Below are 18,554 nucleotides of genomic sequence, written 5' to 3' on the forward strand. Positions count from 1 at the left end.
GGCGGTTCGGCCCGCCCGGCTCAGCCGCCGAAGCCCGAATCCGCGGGAAGCGAGATGTCGGGCTTTTCGAGCTCTTCCACATTGACGTCCTTGAACGTCATTACTCGGACGTTCTTGACGAAACGGGCAGGACGATACATGTCCCACACCCAGGCGTCGTGCATCTCGACCTCGAAGTAGACCTCACCGTCGGAGTTGCGGACGTGCAGGTCCACCTGATTCGCCAGGTAGAAACGGCGCTCGGTCTCCACCACGTAGGAGAACTGACGGACAATGTCGCGGTACTCCCGGTAGAGCTGCAGCTCCATCTCGGTCTCGTACTTCTCGAGATCTTCCGCGCTCATCGCACTCCGCCTTCCATGACCACATCTTCCCCCACCGACACCGGAGGTCGAGGCTGCTCGCCCAACGCCACGCCGACGGTACCCCCTGGCGGGCCGGAGTGCTCCATCGGCTCGTCCCGCCCCCCGGCCCCACGACCGGTGAGCGGTGCCGTCGGCTCCCCGCCGGCCGGGCGGCGGGCCCGCGGCGGCCGGCCGTCCCGCCCGGAGACGGCCGCCACGTTCACGTACGAGAACCGGTGTTCCCGGCAGGGCCCCCGCTCCCGCAGCGCCGCGCTGTGCTCCGCGGTGATGTAGCCCTTGTGCTCGGCGAAGCCGTAGCCCGGGAAACGCCCGTCCAGCTCCACCATGATGCGGTCCCGGGTGACCTTGGCGAGCACGCTCGCCGCCGCGACGCAGGCCGCCACCCGGTCGCCCTTCCAGACCGCCAGCCCGGGCACGTCGAGCCCGTCCACCCCGAAGCCGTCGGTCAGCACGTAGTCCGGCCGGGTGTCGAGCGAGGCGAGCGCGCGGCGCATCGCGGCCAGGTTGCACACGTGCAGCCCGCGTGCGTCGACCTCTTCGGCCGGGATGATCACCACGGCGTACGCCAGGGCCCGGGCCACCACCTCGTGGTAGACCCGCTCGCGGGCCGCCGGGGTGAGCAGCTTCGAGTCGGCCAGCTCGTCGATCTCACCGCGCCGCCCCTCGGGCAGCACCGCGGCGGCGGCCACCAGCGGCCCGGCACAGGCGCCCCGGCCGGCCTCGTCGGCGCCCGCCACGTGCCGGAAGCCGCGCCGTTGCAGCGCCCGCTCCAACGCGTAGAGGCCGCCGTCGCGGCGCACCACGGTGCGCGGCGGGGTCAGCACGTGCCACCCCCGGTCAGCACCCGGCCCAGCCGGTCGGGCAGGTCCGGCGGGTAGTAGCGCTCGGTGGTGGCGGCCAGGTCGGTCACCACCCACCAGCGGTGCCCGTGCACGCTGGCCCGCTCGATGTCGTCGAAGCCGGCGGTGTCGACCTCCCACCCGGGCACCCGGACGAGGAAGAACTCCTGCTCCTGGCGGTACCAGACGCCGTCGAACGGGAACTCGACGGTCTCCGACCAGACCGGCGCGCCCAGCTCGGCCGGGGCCAGCCGGAGGCCGGTCTCCTCGGCCAGCTCCCGCGCCGCGCCCTGCGCCGGGCTTTCCCCCGGGTCGAGCCCGCCGCCGGGGGTGAACCAGTAGCGGTGCCCCGGCCGGCCCGGATCGCTGCCCTCGAACAGCAGCACCCGGCCGGCGGCGTCGATCAGCAGCACCCGGGCCGCGCGACGAGGGGTGTAGACGGTCACCGCACCAGCCTGCCAGACGCCTCCGACGAACGACCACGCGCTCCGGTCAGGGATTGGGGATGCCGTCGAACTGCTTGGGCACGGTGAGCCAGGTGGCCCGGTCGACCGGCCAGAAGATGGTGAAGGCCCGGCCGACGACCTCGCCCTCCGGGATGGTGGCCTCGGTGATGTCCTCACCGGACTGCTGCCAGTGCTCCAGCGAGTCGCCGGACGCCTCCCGGTGGTCGCCCATCACCCACAGCCGACCCTTCGGCACGGTGATGTCGAAGTCCTGGTCGGCGGGCTTGTTGCCGGGGAAGACGAACGGCTCGTCGATCGGCTTGCCGTTGATGACCAGCCGCTCCTGGCCGCCGGTGCGGTCGCAGCAGACCACGTGGTCGCCCCCGACGCCGATCACCCGCTTGATGAAGTCCTCGCCGTCGGGGTTGCCGCTCCACTCGGTGGGCGCCTTGAAGACGATCACCTCACCGCGGTGCGGCGAGCGGAAGTCGTAGACCAGCTTGTTGACCAGCACCCGATCGTCGATCGCGAGGGTGTTCTCCATGGACGGGGACGGAATGAAGAAGGTCTGCAGCACGAAGGCACGAACCAGCACTGCGACCAGGATCGCCACACCCAGGAGGATGGGCAGTTCCTTCCAGAAGGAGCTGCGCGGCTTTTCGGTCTGCTCGTCAATCACGGGAGGAGCCTACGTCCACCGGTGCGGCGCAGTCGCCCCGAACCCGGGAGAACGGCCAGCGTGGCCGCGACCGGAAGAATCAGGACGACACCCCCCAGCGGGTCGGGATCGATCGGGACCGGACGGGCCGGCGCGGCGTCCGCGCGGGGCAGGTCCGAGAACGTCTTGGGTACGGGCAGGCTGGTCCACCGCTCGGACGGCCAGACGATCATGAAGGCCCGGCCGACCACGTTGTCGATCGGCACCGGCCCCTGGCAGCGGGCGTCCTGCGACACCAGTCGGTGGTCACCCATCACGAAGATCTGCCCCGGCGGCACCACCACCTCGGTGAACTGCCGGGAGCGGCACTCCTTCGGGTTGGGCGGCAGGTCGACCGGGGAGTCCTCGGAGACGTACGCCTGCTCCTCCAGCGGCGTGCCGTTGACCACGACGCGGCCGTCGTCGCAGCACCAGACCTTGTCGCCCGGCACCCCGATGACGCGCTTGATGAAGTCCTTCTCACCGGGGCGGCTGACCCCGACCAGGTCGCCGAGCGTGCGGCCGACCTTGCCGGCGAGGTTGGTCGGCGGGGCCGGCGCCTCCTGGGCGACCCAGCGGTCGGTGCCCCGGAACACCACGACCTCGCCGCGGACCGGGTCGCGCATGTCGTAGACGACCTTGTTGACCAGCACCCGGTCGCCGATGAGCAGCGTGTTCTCCATCGACCCGGACGGGATGAAGAAGGCCTGGAGCAGGAACGTGCGGATCAGCACCGCGAGGCAGAACGCCACGACGAGCAGCAGCGGCAACTCCTGCCAGAGCGGCATCTGCCGTCGGGAACGCCGGGACCGCCGGCGCCAGGGATCGACGGTGCCGTCCTCGTCAAGCATCTGCACCATGCCACTCTCCGGATCGCCGCGAAAACGACACTACCGCCCGGGAGTCTCCTCGAAGACCCCACGGGCGGCAGTGGACCGCTTCGCGCCGTCCGGCTGCGCCCGTACCGACCAGGGTAATGCGATCCGGTCGATACGACATCCGCGCAGCTCGGGCGGCGTGGCGAAAGTCGATCAGTTCGCCGGCTGCTTCTCCCGCAGCTCCTTGATCTTGGCCTTCTTGCCGCGCAGCTCGCGCAGGTAGTAGAGCTTGGCGCGCCGCACGTCACCGCGGGTCACGATCTCGATCCGGTCGATGCCCGGGCTGTTCAGCGGGTAGGTCCGCTCCACGCCGACACCGAAGCTGATCTTGCGGACCGAGAAGGTCTCGCGCAGGCCGTCACCCTGGCGACGGATGACCACGCCCTGGAAGATCTGGACCCGGGACCGGCTGCCCTCGACGACCCGCGCGTGCACCTTGACGGTGTCACCGGCACGGAAGTCGGGCAGGTCGGCGCGCTTCGACTGGGCGTCAAGGGCGTCCAGGATGTTCATCGCTGCGTCCTCGTGAGGCTCACGGCGCATCGTCAGTCGATGCGCGAACGGGTGATTCTGACCCCCGGGTGGTGACCGGCGACGCCGGCCCCGGTCGGGGGTCCTCGCAGCCGCCCACGGCGTGAGCGGATGCGGCAACCCCTCTACTTTGCCACATGCCCCGGCGGGGTCTGAGACCCACCCCGGTCCAGCGCCGCCCGGTCCCGCTGGTCCAGGCTCTCCGGGGGCAGCGCGCCGACCAGGTCGGGGCGACGGGCCGCGGTGCGCCGCAGCGCCTCGTCGCGTCGCCAGCGCGCGATCCGGGCATGGTCGCCGGAGCGCAGCACCTCGGGCACGTCGAGGTCACGCCAGGTCGCCGGCTTCGTGTAGAGCGGCGCCTCCAGCAGCCCGTGCGCGTGCGACTCCTCGTCCAGCGAGCCGGCGTTGCCGAGCACCCCCGGCAGCAGCCGGGTGACCGCCTCCAGGATGACCAGCACGGCGACCTCGCCGCCGAACAGCACGTAGTCGCCGAGCGAGACCTCGGTCACCGGCATCCGGGCCGCCGCGTGGTCGAGCACCCGCTGGTCGATGCCCTCGTATCGGCCACAGGCGAAGAGCAGGTGCGACTCGGCGGCCAGCTGGTGCGCCATCGCCTGGGTGAACGGGACGCCGGCCGGCGACGGGACGAGCAGCCGGGGCAGCGTGTGGCCGTCCGGGCTCAGCTCGTCGGGGGCCAGCGCGTCCAGCGCCTCACCCCACGGCTCCGGCCGCATCACCATGCCGGGGCCGCCGCCGTAGGGCGTGTCGTCCACCGTGCGGTGCACGTCGTGGGTCCAGGTCCGCAGATCGTGTACGGCCAGCCGCAGCAGCCCGTTCGCCCGGGCCTTGCCGATCAGCGAGAGGTCCAGCGGGGCGAAGTACTCCGGGAAGATCGACACGATGTCGACGCGCATGCGGTGGCTCCAGCTAGAGGTCGAGCAAACCGCCGGGCAGGTCGACGACGACGCGACCGCCGGCGAGATCCACCTCGGGCACGATCGCCTTGACGAACGGAACGAGCACGGGACTTCCCGCCGGACGCCGCACCACCAACAGGTCGGAGGCAGGGGCGTGGTCGACGCGGTCCACCTCGCCGAGCCGCTCCCCGCCCCGGGTGACCACGGCGAGCCCGACCAACTGGTGGTCGTGGAACTCCTCCGGGTCGTCCGGCTCGGCGACGTCGGCGCTGTCCACGCCGACAAGCGTGTTGCGCAACGCCTCGGCGACGTCACGACCCACCACGCCGGCGAACACGACAAGCAGGCGACCCTGGTGCCAGCGCGCCGACTCCACGGTCAGCGTCGGTGGCACCCGCCAGGCGCCGGGCTCGGCGGGCACCACCCCCGGCTCGGTGACCAGCACCGAACCGGGGGCGAAGCGTGCTTCGGGCTCATCGGTCCGCACCTCCACGGTGACCTCACCGCGGATGCCGTGCGGTTTGCCGATCCGGCCGACGACGAGAAGCATCAGTACGAGTCGACGATGTCGACGCGTACCCCACGTCCGCCGATGGAGCCGATCACCTGGCGCAGCGCCTTGGCGGTCCGTCCGGACCGCCCGATCACCGTGCCGAGATCCTCCGGGTGCACGCGGACCTCGAGCCGCTTGCCCCGACGGGAATCGACCATCCGCACCCGGACGTCATCCGGGTGGTCGACGATCCCCTTGACCAGGTGCTCCAGGGCGGGACGCAGTGCCATGTCAGGCCTGCTCGCCGGTCTCGGCGCCGGTCTGCGCCTCGGCCTTCGGCTCCTCCGCCTTCGGCGCCTCGGCCTCGGGCTTCGCGGCCTCCGTCTTGGCGGCCTTCTTGGCCGGCTTGGCCGGGGTGTCCGCCACACCGGCGGCGGCCTTCGCCTCGGCCTCGTACGCCGCCTTGCGGTCGGCCCGCTCCGGGGCGACCTTCAGCGGCGGCGGGGCCGGCAGGCCCTTGAACTTCTGCCAGTCACCGGTCAGCTCCAGCAGACGCTGCACGGCCTCGCTCGGCTGAGCGCCGACCGACAGCCAGTACTGGACCCGCTCCGACCGGACCTCGATCACCGAAGGGTCCTCCTTCGGCTGGTACACACCGACGAACTCGATCGCGCGACCGTCACGCTTGGTGCGCGAGTCGGCGACGACGATGCGGTACTGCGGGTTGCGGATCTTGCCCATCCGCAGGAGCCGGATCTTTACGGCCACAGTTGTTTCGCTCCTGTTGCGATCTCACCGGCCCGTCTGGGCGGTGTGGCGGGTGAGCGCCGACCGGCACAGTGGGGTTTGGGCCGGAGACTGCTCGGTGAACTGGCGACGCGCCCGGGTTAGAGGGCGCCGGACGCGTGCCGGATACCAGCGGACCATTCTGCCAGATCCGACCCGGAACGCTCGCACCGGACCCGGACCGCGCGCCCCGGACCGGCCGGGCCGTGACGAAGGACACCCTCAGCGCGCCGGCGGGCGGTCCCAACCGGGCGGCAGCTCGTCCGGAACGTCCCACTCCGCGGGCGGCGTGAAGTCGCACCACGTCCCGTCGAACGGGAACGTGCCCGACTCGGCGATCCGGATCACCCGCTCCCCCTCGGCGCGTACCGCCTTCTCGTCGGTCACCCAGTAGTGCTCCGGGAAGGCGAGCCGCTCGGCGAACTCGTCCTCGTCCTTCCACTCCCAGGTCAGGTCCGGGTGGATCACCACGTCGAGATCCTGGTCCACCATGTCGACCCCGGCCACCGCGCCGTCGTCCCAGCGGACGCCGGGCTCCTCCAGGTTCACGTACCAGTTCTTGAACCGGCCCCGCTCGTCGGAGAACCACCACACCGAGTGGGCGGCGCCGGCGGGCAGGAACTTGAGCACCGACGGCCCGTTCCAGGTGCCGACCGCCAGGGCGTACGAGGAGACGATCCACTCGGCGAACGGCACCGCGCGCATGCCCGACCCGGCCGCGGTCACCTCGTGCGCCACCGGCGCGTCGCGGGGCACCCAGAGCAGCAGCCCACGCTCGTCGTCGGAGACGACGCGGGCCGTCCGGACCCACCCGATCCGCCCGTGCCGCACGTTGCGGTGCAGGACCAGCCGGCCGGGTTCGAAGCGCACGCTCACCATCCCTGACTTGTTAAGAGGGGGCCCCGCCTCTACCGAATGCGTTAACAGGGGGCCCTTCCTTACACCCCTCAGTAGGCGCGGGCGAGGATGGCGACCAGGTCGGGCTCGTCCTCGGTGTCCGGCACCGAGCCGTCGGCGCGGAGCAGGCAGCGGACGGTGACGCCCTGCGCGTTCGCCTCGGCCTCACCGGGCACGCCCACCGCCGACCAGGGCACCATGGCCCAACCGGTGGCGGACGCCTCGATCGCCTCGGCCAGCGTCGACACCTCGACGGTGCGGGACCGGCGGAACTCCAGCGCCTGGTCGTGCAGCGCCCGCTGGTCGGCCTCCAACGCGGCCAGCACCGCGCCGACCACGTCGGCCACCGGCGTGGGGGCCTTCGAGCCGTCGGTACGCCGGACCACCACCGCGTTGCCGACCGCCAGGTCGCGCGGGCCGACCTCGACGCGGACCGGGTAACCGCGCAGCTCGGCGTCGACGGCACGGCGGCCGAACGCGGTGTCGGTGCGGTCGTCCAGCGCCACCCGGACACCGGCGTCACGCAGCGCGTCGCGCAGCTTGGTCGCGGCCTCGCTCACGCCCTCGCCGTCCTTGACCACCATCACGTACGCCTGGACCGGCGCCAGCTTCGGCGGCACCCGCAGCCCGTTGTCGTCGCCGTGCGCCATGATCAGCCCGCCGAGCATCCGGGTCGAGGTGCCCCAGGAGGTGGTCCAGGCGTGCTGCCGGCCGCCCTCGGCCGACGAGTAGCTGATGTCGAACGCCTTGGCGAAGTTCTGCCCCAGCTCGTGGCTGGTGCCGAGCTGGAGCGCCTTGCCGTCGCCCATCATGCCCTCGCACGTGTACGTGGCGGTGGCCCCGGCGAAGCGCTCCCGGGCGGTCTTCAGGCCGACCACCACCGGGATGCCCAGCACGTTGACCATCAGGTCCTCGTACGCCTCGTGCAGGATCCGCCGGGCGTAGGCGCGGGCGTCGTCCCGGGTGGCGTGCGCGGTGTGCCCCTCCTGCCAGAGGAACTCGCTGGTACGCAGGAAGATCCGCGGGCGCAGCTCCCACCGGACCACGTTCGCCCACTGGTTGAGCAGCAGCGGCAGGTCCCGGTACGAGTCGATCCACTTGGCCATGAACTCGCCGATGACCGTCTCGCTGGTGGGGCGCACCACCACCGGCTCGGCGAGCTGCTTGCCGCCGCCGTGGGTGACCACCGCCAGCTCCGGCGAGAAGCCCTCGACGTGCTCGGCCTCGCGCTTGAGGTAGCTCTCCGGGATGAAGAGCGGGAAGTACGCGTTCTCCGCGCCGGCCGCCTTGATCCGGGCGTCCATCTCGGCCTGCATCCGCTCCCAGATGGCGTAGCCGGCCGGTCGGATGACCATGGTGCCCCGAACCGGGCCGTTGTCGGCCAGCTTCGCCTTGGCGATCAGGTCCTGGTACCAGCGGGGAAAGTCCTCCGCACGGGGAGTGAGCACGCGTGCCATGACCGCACATCCTATGCGTCGCGCGGGTCGCCGCTGCGCCGGGGAGCCCGACCCGCGCCGTGTCGACCCGGCGGCCGTAGACTTCGACGTCGATGGGTGACGCACGGAACGCGATCGTGGAGGCCGCCCGGGCGCAGACCGTGGCCTGCGGCTGGGACGGCGTACGGATGGGCGCGGTGGCCGAGGCCGCCGGCGTCAGCCGGCAGACGGTCTACAACGAGTTCGGCACCAAGGCCGGCCTGGCCGAGGCGCTGGCCCGACGCGAGGTGGACCGCTTCGTCGGCGACGTCCGGGCCGCGCTCGGCGAGCACGGCGCCGACGTGCGCGCGGCCGCGTACGCGGCGATCCGCCGCACGCTCGCCGCCGCCGCCGACAACCCGCTGGTCAAGGCGATCCTGACCAGTGCCCGGGGCGGCTCGGACGAGCTGCTGCCCTACCTGACCACCCGCTCCGAGCTGGTGCTCACCGAGTCGACCGCGGCGCTGCTGGAGTGGGCCGGGTGTCACCTGCCCGACGCCGACCCGGCGGCCCTGGCGTTCGCGGCGGACAGCGTGGTGCGCCTGGTGGTGAGCCACATCGTGCTGCCCCGGGCCCCGGTCGACGAGACCGCCGGCAAGCTGGCCGACCTCGCCGTCCACCTCTTCCTGGCCGCCGCCCCACCGCACTGACCCACCCCACCCCACCCCCACGCCGGGCCCTGATTCACGGAAAGCGTGGCCATTCGACGCGGAATAAGCACTCTTTCCGTGAATCAGCAGCCACGCGGACGGGCGGACAGCCACGCGGACGGGCGGACAGCGGGCGGACGGGCGGACAGCGGGCGGACGGGGCGGACGGGTGGGCGGACGGTGGGCGGGTCGGCGGATGGGGTGTCAGCGGATCACGCGACCGCGCAGCACGATCCGGCTGGGTGTCCGGACGACCCGCAGGTCGCGGCGTGGGTCCGCGGCGTAGACCACCAGATCGGCGAGGCCGCCCTCGACCAGGCCGGGGAAGCCGAGCCATTCCCGGGCCCGCCAGGAGGCGGCGGCCAGCACGTCCTCGGCGGGCATGCCGGCCTGCTCGTGCAGCAGCAGCATCTCCTCGGCCGCGAGCCCGTGGTCGATGCCGCCGCCGGCGTCGGTGCCCACGTAGATCGGCACGCCGGCCTCGTGCGCGGCGCGCACCACCTCGGGGAAGCGGTCGCGCAGGGCGAGCATGTGGTCGGCGTACCCGGGGAACTTGGGTCGGGCCTGCTCCGCGATGTGGCCGAACGTCCGAATGTTGATCATCGTGGGCACCAGCGCGGTGCCCTGCCGGGCCATCAGGTCGATCAGGTCGAGGCTCAGCCCGGTGCCGTGCTCCACCGAGTCCACCCCGGCCCGCACCATGATCTCCACGGCCGACTCGGCGAACGTGTGCACCGCGGCGCGTACCCCGGCGGCGTGCGCGGCGGCGACCGCCGCGGTCATCGTGTCGGCGTCCCAGGCCGGCGCCAGGTCGCCCACGCCCCGGTCGATCCAGTCACCGACCAGCTTGACCCAGCCGTTGCCGGCGGCGGCCTGCGCCGCCACGGTCTCGGCCACCTCGGCGGCGTCGACCTCCACGCCGATGTCGCGCAGGTACCGTTTCGGCGGCGCGACGTGCCGGCCGGCGCGGGCCAGTCGCGGCAGCTCCGGCTCGTCCTCCAACTCCGGGTACGGGTACGGCGAGCCGGCGTCGCGGATCGCCAGCACGCCGGCGTCCCGGTCGATCCGGGCCAGTTCGCGGGCCTGGTCGAGCCCGGTGATCGGCGCGCCGCCCCGGGCGATGCCGAGGTGGCAGTGCGCGTCGGTCAGGCCGGGCAGCACGAAGCCGCCGTCGGCCACCGTCTCGGCGCCCGGCACCGGTTCGAAGGTGACCCGGTCGCCGACCAGCCAGACGTCCCGGACCTCGTCGTCGGGAAGGAACACACCGCGCACGTGCAGAGCCATGCGCACAGTCCTACCCGATCTCAGTCGTCCTCGCCGGCCAGCAGGTTGTTGCGTCGTGCGGTCAACGCCGGCAGGTCGACCGAGACCTTCCAGGGCCGCTCGGTGACGAACAGGTCCTCGGTGTGGGTCGACTGCTCGTACTCGCGGGCAGCGCCACCCAGCGTGTACTCGGTGAGCGCGATCCGCTCGTGCTGCGGGTCCACCACCCAGTAGGAGCCGACCCCGGCGCGGGCGTAGACCCTCGCCTGCTAGCGGGGACCCTTCTCCCCGCCCTTGCCCAGCTTGTTGAAGTCGATCTTCGGCAGCTTGAAGCCCGGGGGCAGGCCCTGCCCACCGGCCAGGTCGCCCGGGTCCAGGCCCGGCGGGAGCTGCGGCATGCCGCCGGGGAAGCCGCCCGGCATCCCGGCGCCGGTACGCGGCCGACCGCCGCCGCCCTTGGTGCCCTTGCGCTTGTTCTTCGGCGACTTGGTCGCCTTGCGCCGGCCGCCGCCGGGCAGCCCCATCATGCCGCCCATCTGCTTCATCATCTTCTGCGCGTCGGCGAAGCGGTTGAGCAGCTGGTTGACGTCCATCACGGTGACGCCGGAACCGCCTGCGATGCGGGCCCGGCGGGAACCGTTGATGATCTTCGGGTTGGTGCGCTCGCCCGGCGTCATCGACCGGATGATCGCGGTGACCCGGTCGAAGTGCTTGTCGTCCAGCTCGGCGATCTGGTCCTTCATCTGGCCCATGCCGGGCATCATGGCCAGTACGTTGGCGATCGGACCCATCCGCCGGACCGCGATGAGCTGATCGAGGAAGTCCTCCAGCGTGAAGGTCTCCCCGCCCATCAGCTTGGCGGTCATCTTCTCCTTCTGATCGGAGTCGAAGGCCGCCTCGGCCTGCTCGATCAGCGTGAGGACGTCGCCCATGCCGAGGATCCGGCTGGCCATCCGGTCGGGGTGGAAGACGTCGAAGTCCTCCAGCTTCTCGCCGGTGGAGGCGAACAGGATCGGCTGGCCGGTGACCTCCCGGACGGAGAGCGCGGCACCACCGCGGGCGTCACCGTCGAGCTTGGAGAGGACCACGCCGGTGATGCCGACACCGTCGCGGAACGCCTCGGCGGTGCGGACCGCGTCCTGGCCGACCATGGCGTCGATGACGAAGATGACCTCGTCGGGCTGGACCGCGTCGCGGATGTCCGCGGCCTGCTGCATCATCTCGGCGTCGATGCCGAGCCGGCCGGCGGTGTCCACGATGACGATGTCGCGGGCGGCGCGGCGGGCGTGCTCGATCGAGTCGCGGGCCACCTGCACCGGGTCGCCGACGCCGTTGCCGGGCGCCGGGGCGTACACCTCGACGCCGGCCCGGCCGCCGAGCACCTGGAGCTGCCCGACGGCGTTCGGGCGCTGGAGGTCGGCGGCGACCAGCAGCGGCTGGTGGCCCTGGCCCTTGAGCCAGCGGGCCAGCTTGCCGGCGAGCGTGGTCTTGCCGGAGCCCTGGAGGCCGGCGAGCATGATCACGGTCGGCGGGTTCTTGGCGAACTGGAGCCGCCGCCCCTCGCCGCCGAGGACGTTGATCAGCTCCTCGTTGACGATCTTGACGATCTGCTGGGCCGGGTTGAGCGCCTGGGAGACCTCGGACCCACGGGCCCGCTCCTTGACGTTCGCGATGAAGCCCTTGACCACCGGCAGGGCGACGTCGGCCTCCAGCAGCGCCATCCGGATCTCGCGTGCGGTGGCGTCGATGTCGGCGTCGGTGAGCCGCCCCTTGCCGCGGAGCTTGGTGAAGATCCCGGACAGGCGGTCACTCAAGGTGTCAAACACGCGAACATCCCGTTTGTCGTCATCGGCGGGCACAGTGCGGCCGGGCCGGCTGTCCAGCCCACCGTTAGGGTAGCCCGCCGCCCACACCCCCGCTCCGACCCGGCCGGGCCGCCGAGTCGTTCCTGCTCTCAGCTCGACAGGCGTCGACGCACAGAGGTCCGTCCGCCGCGCGGTCCCGGCCGCGCCGGCCGGGTCCGCGCGGGTCAGGAGACGACCAGGCCCGACTGGTACGCGAAGACCACCAGTTGCGCCCGGTCCCGGGCGCCGAGCTTCACCATCGCCCGGCTGACGTGGGTACGCGCCGTGGCCGGGCTGACCACCAGCCGGTCCGCGATCTCGGCGTTGCTCAGCCCCTCCCCGACCAGCCCCACCACCTCGCGTTCCCGGTCGGTGAGCGACCCGAGCCGGGGATGCGGACGCGGCACCCGGGCCGGCCGGGTGGCGAACTCCCGGACCACCCGGCGGGTCACCGACGGGGACAGCAGCGCCTCCCCGTCGGCGACCAGGCGGATCGCCCGCAGCAGGTCGACCGGGCGGGTGTCCTTGGTGAGGAAGCCGCTGGCGCCGTGCCGGAGCGCGTCGAAGACGTACTCGTCCAGCTCGAACGTGGTCAGCACCACCACCCGGGTGCCGGCCAGCGTCGGGTCGCCGACGATGCGCCGGGTCGCCTCGATGCCGTCGACGCCGGGCATCCGCACGTCCATCAGCACCACGTCGGGGCGTTCCCGGCGGGCCACCGTCACGGCGGCGAGCCCGTCGGCGGCCTCCCCCACGACCGTCAGGTCGTCCTCGCTCTCCACCAGGGCCCGCAGTCCGATCCGGACCAGGTCCTGGTCGTCGGCGAGCAGCACCCGAATCATGTGACCTCCCGCGTGGGCAGCGTGGCGTGCACCCGGAAACCGCCGGCCGGGGCCGCCCCGGCGCTGAACGTACCGCCGAGCGCGGTCACCCGTTCGCGCATGCCGGCCAGGCCCGAGCCGGTGGGCCGGGCGGGCCGGGCGGAGGGGCCCCGGCCGGTGTCGGTGACCTCCACGGTGACCTGACCCGGCGCGTACCCGAGGCGGACCGCGGCGGTGGCGGGCCCGGCGTGCCGCAACACGTTGGTCAGCGCCTCCTGCACCACCCGGTACGCGGCCAGGTCCACCGCCGCGGGCAGCGCGCGCGTCACGCCGGCCACCTCGACGGTGAGCGGCACGCCGGCGCCGGCCAGCCGGTCCCGCAACTGCGGGAGCTGGCTCAGCCCGGGCGCCGGCGCGCGCTCGTCGACGGACTCCTCGCGACGGACCACGGTGAGCGTGACCCGCAGCTCGTCCAACGCCTCCTGGCTGGTCCGGCTGATCGCGGTGAGCGCCGCCTCGGCCTGCTCGGGCCTGCGGGCCAGCAGGTGCAACGCGATCTCGGCCTGGAGGTGGATCGCGGCGAGCCCGTGGCCCACCACGTCGTGCACCTCCCGGGCCACCCGCAGCCGCTCCGCGTCGGCCAGCCGGCGGGCCTCGTCCGCCCGGCTCCGCGCGGTGGCCTCGCGGCCCATCCGCACGGTGACCCCGATCGCGACCGGCACCACCACCCACGCGGCGACCGGCATCAGACCGACCGGCCCCGGTGGCCGGACCCCGACGAACACGTAGACCAGCAGCGCGGCCAACGCGACCGCGCCGGCCACCGCCGCGGCGCGGAACGGCCGGTGCGCGGCCACCGCGTAGACCGCGGCGAAGAACGACAGCAGGATCGGGCCGTACGGGTAGTCCAGCATCAGGTACGCCGTGGTCGCGGCGGTGACCACGGCCAGGGTCGGCACCGGCCACCGCCGGCGTCCCGCCACCGCGAGCGCGGCGACCACCACCAGCGGGTAGGCGCCCAGGTCGGCCCGGACGTCCTGGTTCAGGCCGGCCGGCCCGGTGCCGGCCAGCCCGATCGCCAGCAGGGCCAGGGCGAGCAGGCCGTCGAGGGACCACCGGCCCCGGCGCCGACGCTCGCGGTCCACCTCGCTCCCCCCGTCCCGGCTCAGCCGATGTCCCGCCGGCGCAGCAGCGCCGCGCCGACCGCCGCGAAGCCCACCAGGTACGCGGCCACCACCACCGCCGCCTGTCCACCGCCGACGGTGGCGGCGACACCCGGGGTGTCCCCCGGCGCGCCCAGCGCGGCGGCCAACGCCCCGGCGTTCGGGCCCGGCAGCCCCTGCTGGGCGGTCGCCACCCAGTCGACGAGCGGGGCGGCGATGGCGGCGAGCAGGTTCTGCACGGCGAGCATCCACACCAGTCCCAGGCCGACCGGGAGCGCCACCGCACGCAACGCGACCGCGAGCACGGCACCGAGCATGGCCCACATCGTCGCGACGAGCCACCCCGCGCCGACGCCGACCACCAGATCACCGGCCGACGGCCAGCGCACCGGCTGCGCCTCGGCGGACGCGATCAGCACGGCGGCCACCGCGCCGACCGCGAACACGGCCAGTACCACGCCCAGCGCGGCGACCGCGAGCGCGAGCAGCTTGCCCGCGTACACCTGGAGCCGGGTCGGGCCCTGGGTGAGCGCGGTCTTCCAGGTGCCCCAGCCGTACTCGCCGCCGACCGTGAGCACACCGAGGATCAGCAGGATCGCGCCGAGGAAGATCGGCAGGCCGCCGAGCGAGTTGCCGACCAGGTGGTCGGGGAGCAGGGCGGGCAGCGCCCGGTCCGTGTTCGGGCCGTCGGCGCCGCCGGCCACCCCGGCGTACGGGAAGAGGTAGGTGAAGATCAGCGACATCGCCAGCGTGATGGCCAGCAGCAGCCAGACGGCCGGCCGCCGGACCAGCTTGACCAGCTCGGCACCGAAACTACGCGACATCGGCGGTACCCCTTTCCACCAGGTCGAAGAAGATCTGCTCCAGGTCCCGCTCCCGGGGCCGCAGCTCGCGTACGGCGAGGCCGGCACTGACAAGCGCGGTGTTCAGCCAGGCGGCCCGCGCCGGCTCGACCGCCAGTTCCAGCCCGCCGTCGACGACACGGACCCGGTCCGCGCCGACGAGTTCCCGGGCCCGCTCCGCCGCCGCGTCGAGCGGGTCGGCGAGCACCCGCAGCCCGGCCGCGCCGCGTAGTTCGTCGATGCTGCCCTCGGCGACCAGCGCGCCCCGGGCGATCACGCCCACCCGGTCGCAGATCTGCTCGACCTCGCCGAGCAGGTGACTGGAGACCAGCACGGTGTGTCCGGCCGCGCCGAGCCGCCGGATCAGCGTCCGCATGTCCGCCATGCCGGCCGGGTCGAGGCCGTTCGTCGGCTCGTCCAGGATCAGCAGGCGCGGGTCCTTCAGCAGCGCGGCGGCCACCCCGAGGCGCTGCTTCATGCCCAGCGAGTAGCCGGTGTACCGGTCGCCGGCCCGGTCGGCGAGGTCGACCTGGTCGAGCACCGCCGCGACCCGGTCCGCGCCGACGCCGGCGTAGCGGGCCAGCACGCGCAGGTTGTCCCGGCCGGACAGGTACGGGTAGAACGCCGGCCCCTCGATCAGCGTGCCGACGCCGCTGAGCCGCCCGACGCCGGGGGTACGGCCGAACAGCCGCACCGTGCCGGCGCTGGGGCGGACCAGGCCGAGCAGCATGCGCAGCGTGGTGGTCTTGCCGGCGCCGTTGGGACCGAGGAAGCCGTACACCTCGCCGGGTCGGACGGTCAGGTCGAGATGCCGCACGGCGGTCAGGCCGCCGTACCGTTTGGTGAGCGCTTCGGTCTGCACGGGCGGGTTCATGCCGTCGAGCGTCCCGTCGGCGGCCCTCCGCCGCGTCGGCCCGGCGGCGGCTCCCCGCGTACGTCAGTGGACGTAGCGCGAGGTGTTAAGCGGGGGCCCCGCCTCTACCGAAAACGTTAAGCGGGGGCCCCTCCTTACACGGCGGCGAGGACGGCGGCCTCGACGACGGCCTGACGCTCGTCCGGTAGGTCGGTGCCGACCAGGTAGAACGTGTCCACCACGTCGCCGCCGAGGGTGGCGATCCGGGCGGCGCGCACCTGGGCGCCGGCCTCGTCGAGCGCGCAGGTGACCCGGTAGAGCAGGCCGGCCGCGTCCGCCGCGCGCAACTCCAGCAGCACCGCGTCGGTGGCCGCCTCCCGGTGCCAGACCACGCGGGGCGCGGCGCCCCGGCTGCGGGCGGCGAGCGCCCGGCCGCGCAGCCGCTGGGTGACCGAGACGTCGCCGGCCACCGCCCGGCGCAGGTCGGCGCTGAGCGCGATCGGGTCGGGGGCGAGCCCGTAGCGCGGCTGCACCCGACACTCGACCAGGGCGCGACCGTCCACCGTGGCGGCGTCCGCGGAGATCACTTCCAGTCGGTGCAGGGCCAGGCACCCGGCCACCGTGGCGAGCAGCCCACGCCGGTCGGCCGCGGCCACCGACACCCGGTCCTCGCCCAGGTGTACGACCGGCAGCGGGCCGGCGACCAGCGCCGGGTCGGGGGCCGGCGGGGCGGGCACCTCGCCGGTGTCCAGCGTGGTGCGTACCCGGGCGACCAGGTCGGCGACCAGCCGGCCCTTCCAGCCGGACCAGGCGGCCGGGCCGGTGGCGGCGGCGTCCGCCCGGACCAGCGCGTGCAGCAGTTCCAGCGTGCCGGGGTCGCCGACCAGCCCGGCGACGCCGGCGATGGTCTTCGGGTCGGACAGGTCCCGCCGGGTGGCCACCTCGGGCAGCAGCAGGTGCAGCCGGACCAGCGTGCCGATCAGCGCCGCCTCGGCCGGGGGCAGCCCGATCCGGGTGGCCACCACCTCGGCCAGCGGCGCCCCGACAGTCGAATGATCTCCGGGTAGTCCCTTGCCGATGTCGTGCAGGAACGCGCCGAGCAGCAGCAGGTCGGGGCGCTCGACGTCGCGGGTGTGCCGGCTGGCCTCGTACGCGGTCTGCACCAGATGCCGGTCGAGCGTGAACCGGTGCACCGGGTTGTGCTGGGGCAGGCTGCGCATCCGGGTCCACTCGGGCAGCCAGCCGTCGATCAGCCCGTACCGGTCGCAGGTCTCCCAGGCCGGCACCAGGCCGGGACCGGCGCCGAGCAGGGTGATCAGCGCGGCGCGGGCGGCCGGCGGCCAGGGCGCGGGCAGCGGCGGGCAGTACGCGGCCAGCCACTCGCAGGTGGCGCGCGCGATGGGCAGCCGGGTGGTGGCCGCCGCGGCGGCCACCCGCAGCGACAGGCAGGGGTCGGGGCGGGCCCCGATCGCGGTCCGGGCGAGCACCAGTTCGCCGTCCTGCTCGACGACGTCCCGGGCGACCGGGCGGCGCACCGGCCGGCCCGAGGCGGCACGCTGCCGGCCGGAACGGAGTCGGTCGGCGGCCCGCCAGGCGTCGTCGAGGGCATGGCGGACGGTCCGCGCGTCGCCGGCGGTCAGGCGCAGCAGCGCGTCGCCCCCGTCGACGCCGAGGAGTTTCGCCACGCCGTCGCGTTCCTGCGCGACCAGGCGGTCGACCCGGCGGCCGACCTGCTGGTGCAGGGCGTCGCGGGTGTCCAGCAGCCGCCGGTGCGCGGCGTGCACGGCGGGGCGGAGCGCGTCGGTGACGCCGGCGGTGGCGATGGCCCGCAGGATGCCGACGTCGCGCAGTCCACCGGCGGCCTCCTTGAGGTCGCCTTCGAGCAGGAAGGCCAGCTCGCCGTGGGCCTCCCAGCGGGCGGCGGTGATCTCGCGCAGCCCGGGGAGCTGCCGGATGGCGGTGCGCCGCCAGTGGTCGGTGGCGGTGCGGGCGAGCTGCTCGGTCAGGGCCGGGTCGCCGGCCACGTGGCGCGCGTCGAGCAGGCCGAGGGCGACCTTGACGTCGTCCTGGGCCACCGAGAGCGCCTCGGCGACGGTGCGTACCGAGTGGTCGAGCCGCAGGCCGGCGTCCCAGATGGGGTACCAGAGCGCGGCGGCCAGCTCGTCGACGCCGGGCACCCCGGCGTGCAGCAGCACCAGGTCGAGGTCGCCGTAGGGGGCGCACTGGCGGCGGCCGAGCCCGCCCACGGCGACCAGCGCGACGCCGGGCCGGGCCGGGAAGATCCGGCGCAGCCAGGCGTCGAGCGCGTCGGCGCGGTCGGCGCGGGCCGCCGCGCCGACGCCCCCGGGCAGGCCGGTGACCTCGTTGACCACGGGTACGCCCTCCCCGCCCGGGGCGGCGGCCGTGGTCAACGAGGTCACGTCGGCGGATTCCGTGGTCAGAGCGCGTCGAGCCCGCGCTCGCCGGTACGCACCCGGACGACCTCCTCGACACCGGTCACCCAGACCTTGCCGTCGCCGATCTTGCCGGTTCGGGCGGCGCCGACGATGGCGTCCACGATCTTGTCGACGTCCATCTCGTCGGTGAGCACCTCGACCCGGATCTTGGGCAGGAACTCGACCGTGTACTCCGCACCCCGGTAGACCTCGGTGTGCCCCTTCTGCCGGCCGTAGCCCTGGACCTCGCTGACGGTCAGCCCGGCCACGCCGAGGGCGTGCAGGGCCTCCTTCACCGCGTCCAGCTGGTACGGCTTGATGACCGCGGTCACCAGCTTCATGTCCAATCCCTCCATCCC

22 protein-coding genes are annotated in these 18,554 nt (G+C 73.5%); 1 reads left to right on the plus strand and 21 read right to left on the minus strand.

Going from position 1 to position 18,554, the window contains the following annotated elements; all coding sequences use genetic code 11:
- Positions 1-20: 20 nt before the first annotated feature.
- The 12 genes from ACZ6O5_RS07750 to proS form a co-directional block, all read right to left on the minus strand.
- Complete coding sequence (locus ACZ6O5_RS07750) at positions 21-344, minus strand: DUF2469 domain-containing protein (protein ID WP_007075222.1); 324 nt, start codon at positions 342-344, stop codon at positions 21-23.
- Positions 341-1,189, minus strand: coding sequence for a ribonuclease HII (locus ACZ6O5_RS07755; protein ID WP_396775192.1), 849 nt, complete (start codon positions 1,187-1,189; stop codon positions 341-343). The genes ACZ6O5_RS07750 and ACZ6O5_RS07755 overlap by 4 nt, the downstream gene beginning before the upstream one ends.
- Positions 1,183-1,650, minus strand: a complete 468-nt coding sequence (locus ACZ6O5_RS07760) for an NUDIX hydrolase (RefSeq protein ID WP_465975255.1) — start codon at positions 1,648-1,650, stop codon at positions 1,183-1,185. The genes ACZ6O5_RS07755 and ACZ6O5_RS07760 overlap by 7 nt, the downstream gene beginning before the upstream one ends.
- A 46-nt stretch (positions 1,651-1,696) precedes the next feature.
- Positions 1,697-2,329 (minus strand): signal peptidase I, encoded by a 633-nt coding sequence (lepB, locus tag ACZ6O5_RS07765; RefSeq protein ID WP_343442967.1) that lies wholly within the window; start codon positions 2,327-2,329, stop codon positions 1,697-1,699.
- The gene (gene lepB / locus ACZ6O5_RS07770) at positions 2,326-3,207 is read right to left on the minus strand and encodes a signal peptidase I (protein ID WP_465975257.1); all 882 of its coding nucleotides are present in this window, start codon (positions 3,205-3,207) and stop codon (positions 2,326-2,328) included. The genes lepB (ACZ6O5_RS07765) and lepB (ACZ6O5_RS07770) overlap by 4 nt, the downstream gene beginning before the upstream one ends.
- A gap of 171 nt (positions 3,208-3,378) precedes the next feature.
- Positions 3,379-3,738 carry a 50S ribosomal protein L19 gene (rplS, locus tag ACZ6O5_RS07775; protein WP_091064199.1) on the minus strand — a complete coding sequence of 120 codons (360 nt, stop codon included), beginning with the start codon at positions 3,736-3,738 and terminating at the stop codon, positions 3,379-3,381.
- A 143-nt stretch (positions 3,739-3,881) separates the two neighbouring features.
- On the minus strand, positions 3,882-4,670 hold the full coding sequence (gene trmD, locus ACZ6O5_RS07780; RefSeq protein WP_465975260.1) for a tRNA (guanosine(37)-N1)-methyltransferase TrmD: 789 nt from the start codon (positions 4,668-4,670) through the stop codon (positions 3,882-3,884).
- A 13-nt stretch (positions 4,671-4,683) separates the two neighbouring features.
- Positions 4,684-5,223 carry a ribosome maturation factor RimM gene (gene rimM / locus ACZ6O5_RS07785; protein ID WP_465975262.1) on the minus strand — a complete coding sequence of 180 codons (540 nt, stop codon included), beginning with the start codon at positions 5,221-5,223 and terminating at the stop codon, positions 4,684-4,686.
- Positions 5,223-5,456, minus strand: coding sequence for an RNA-binding protein (locus ACZ6O5_RS07790; protein WP_013732101.1), 234 nt, complete (start codon positions 5,454-5,456; stop codon positions 5,223-5,225). Before ACZ6O5_RS07790 ends, rimM begins: the two co-directional genes overlap by 1 nt.
- 1 nt (position 5,457) lies before the next feature.
- Positions 5,458-5,934 carry a 30S ribosomal protein S16 gene (gene rpsP / locus ACZ6O5_RS07795; RefSeq protein WP_465975264.1) on the minus strand — a complete coding sequence of 159 codons (477 nt, stop codon included), beginning with the start codon at positions 5,932-5,934 and terminating at the stop codon, positions 5,458-5,460.
- Positions 5,935-6,174: 240 nt separating this feature from the next.
- Complete coding sequence (locus ACZ6O5_RS07800) at positions 6,175-6,822, minus strand: ribonuclease FAU-1 family protein (protein ID WP_465975266.1); 648 nt, start codon at positions 6,820-6,822, stop codon at positions 6,175-6,177.
- Between the two features lie 77 nt (positions 6,823-6,899).
- Positions 6,900-8,306: a proline--tRNA ligase gene (proS, locus tag ACZ6O5_RS07805; protein WP_465975268.1), complete on the minus strand. Its 1,407-nt coding sequence runs from the start codon at positions 8,304-8,306 to the stop codon at positions 6,900-6,902.
- Positions 8,307-8,398: 92 nt separating this feature from the next.
- On the opposite strand from proS, the gene ACZ6O5_RS07810 reads away from it, so the two are divergent.
- Positions 8,399-8,974: a TetR/AcrR family transcriptional regulator gene (locus ACZ6O5_RS07810; protein ID WP_465975270.1), complete on the plus strand. Its 576-nt coding sequence runs from the start codon at positions 8,399-8,401 to the stop codon at positions 8,972-8,974.
- Between the two features lie 204 nt (positions 8,975-9,178).
- Here ACZ6O5_RS07810 and ACZ6O5_RS07815 read toward each other — a convergent pair whose 3' ends face one another.
- The 9 genes from ACZ6O5_RS07815 to ACZ6O5_RS07855 form a co-directional block, all read right to left on the minus strand.
- A complete protein-coding gene (locus ACZ6O5_RS07815; RefSeq protein ID WP_465975272.1) occupies positions 9,179-10,258 on the minus strand; it encodes an amidohydrolase family protein in 1,080 nt (359 codons plus the stop codon).
- Between the two features lie 20 nt (positions 10,259-10,278).
- Positions 10,279-10,464 (minus strand): hypothetical protein, encoded by a 186-nt coding sequence (locus ACZ6O5_RS07820; protein WP_465975274.1) that lies wholly within the window; start codon positions 10,462-10,464, stop codon positions 10,279-10,281.
- A gap of 42 nt (positions 10,465-10,506) precedes the next feature.
- Positions 10,507-12,063 (minus strand): signal recognition particle protein, encoded by a 1,557-nt coding sequence (gene ffh, locus ACZ6O5_RS07825; protein WP_465975276.1) that lies wholly within the window; start codon positions 12,061-12,063, stop codon positions 10,507-10,509.
- Between the two features lie 203 nt (positions 12,064-12,266).
- Positions 12,267-12,923, minus strand: a complete 657-nt coding sequence (locus ACZ6O5_RS07830) for a response regulator transcription factor (protein WP_107156095.1) — start codon at positions 12,921-12,923, stop codon at positions 12,267-12,269.
- Entirely contained in the window at positions 12,920-14,047 is a 1,128-nt protein-coding gene (locus tag ACZ6O5_RS07835; RefSeq protein ID WP_465975278.1) for a sensor histidine kinase, read from the minus strand. Before ACZ6O5_RS07835 ends, ACZ6O5_RS07830 begins: the two co-directional genes overlap by 4 nt.
- A gap of 20 nt (positions 14,048-14,067) precedes the next feature.
- Positions 14,068-14,889, minus strand: coding sequence for an ABC transporter permease (locus ACZ6O5_RS07840; protein ID WP_465975280.1), 822 nt, complete (start codon positions 14,887-14,889; stop codon positions 14,068-14,070).
- Positions 14,879-15,781, minus strand: a complete 903-nt coding sequence (locus ACZ6O5_RS07845) for an ABC transporter ATP-binding protein (protein WP_465975282.1) — start codon at positions 15,779-15,781, stop codon at positions 14,879-14,881. The genes ACZ6O5_RS07840 and ACZ6O5_RS07845 overlap by 11 nt, the downstream gene beginning before the upstream one ends.
- Before the next feature lie 134 nt (positions 15,782-15,915).
- Positions 15,916-18,180 (minus strand): [protein-PII] uridylyltransferase, encoded by a 2,265-nt coding sequence (locus ACZ6O5_RS07850; protein ID WP_465975284.1) that lies wholly within the window; start codon positions 18,178-18,180, stop codon positions 15,916-15,918.
- Between the two features lie 17 nt (positions 18,181-18,197).
- Positions 18,198-18,536, minus strand: a complete 339-nt coding sequence (locus ACZ6O5_RS07855) for a P-II family nitrogen regulator (protein WP_013284578.1) — start codon at positions 18,534-18,536, stop codon at positions 18,198-18,200.
- Between the last annotated feature and the right edge of the window lie 18 nt (positions 18,537-18,554).

This window comes from Micromonospora sp. NPDC049201 (assembly GCF_055586805.1).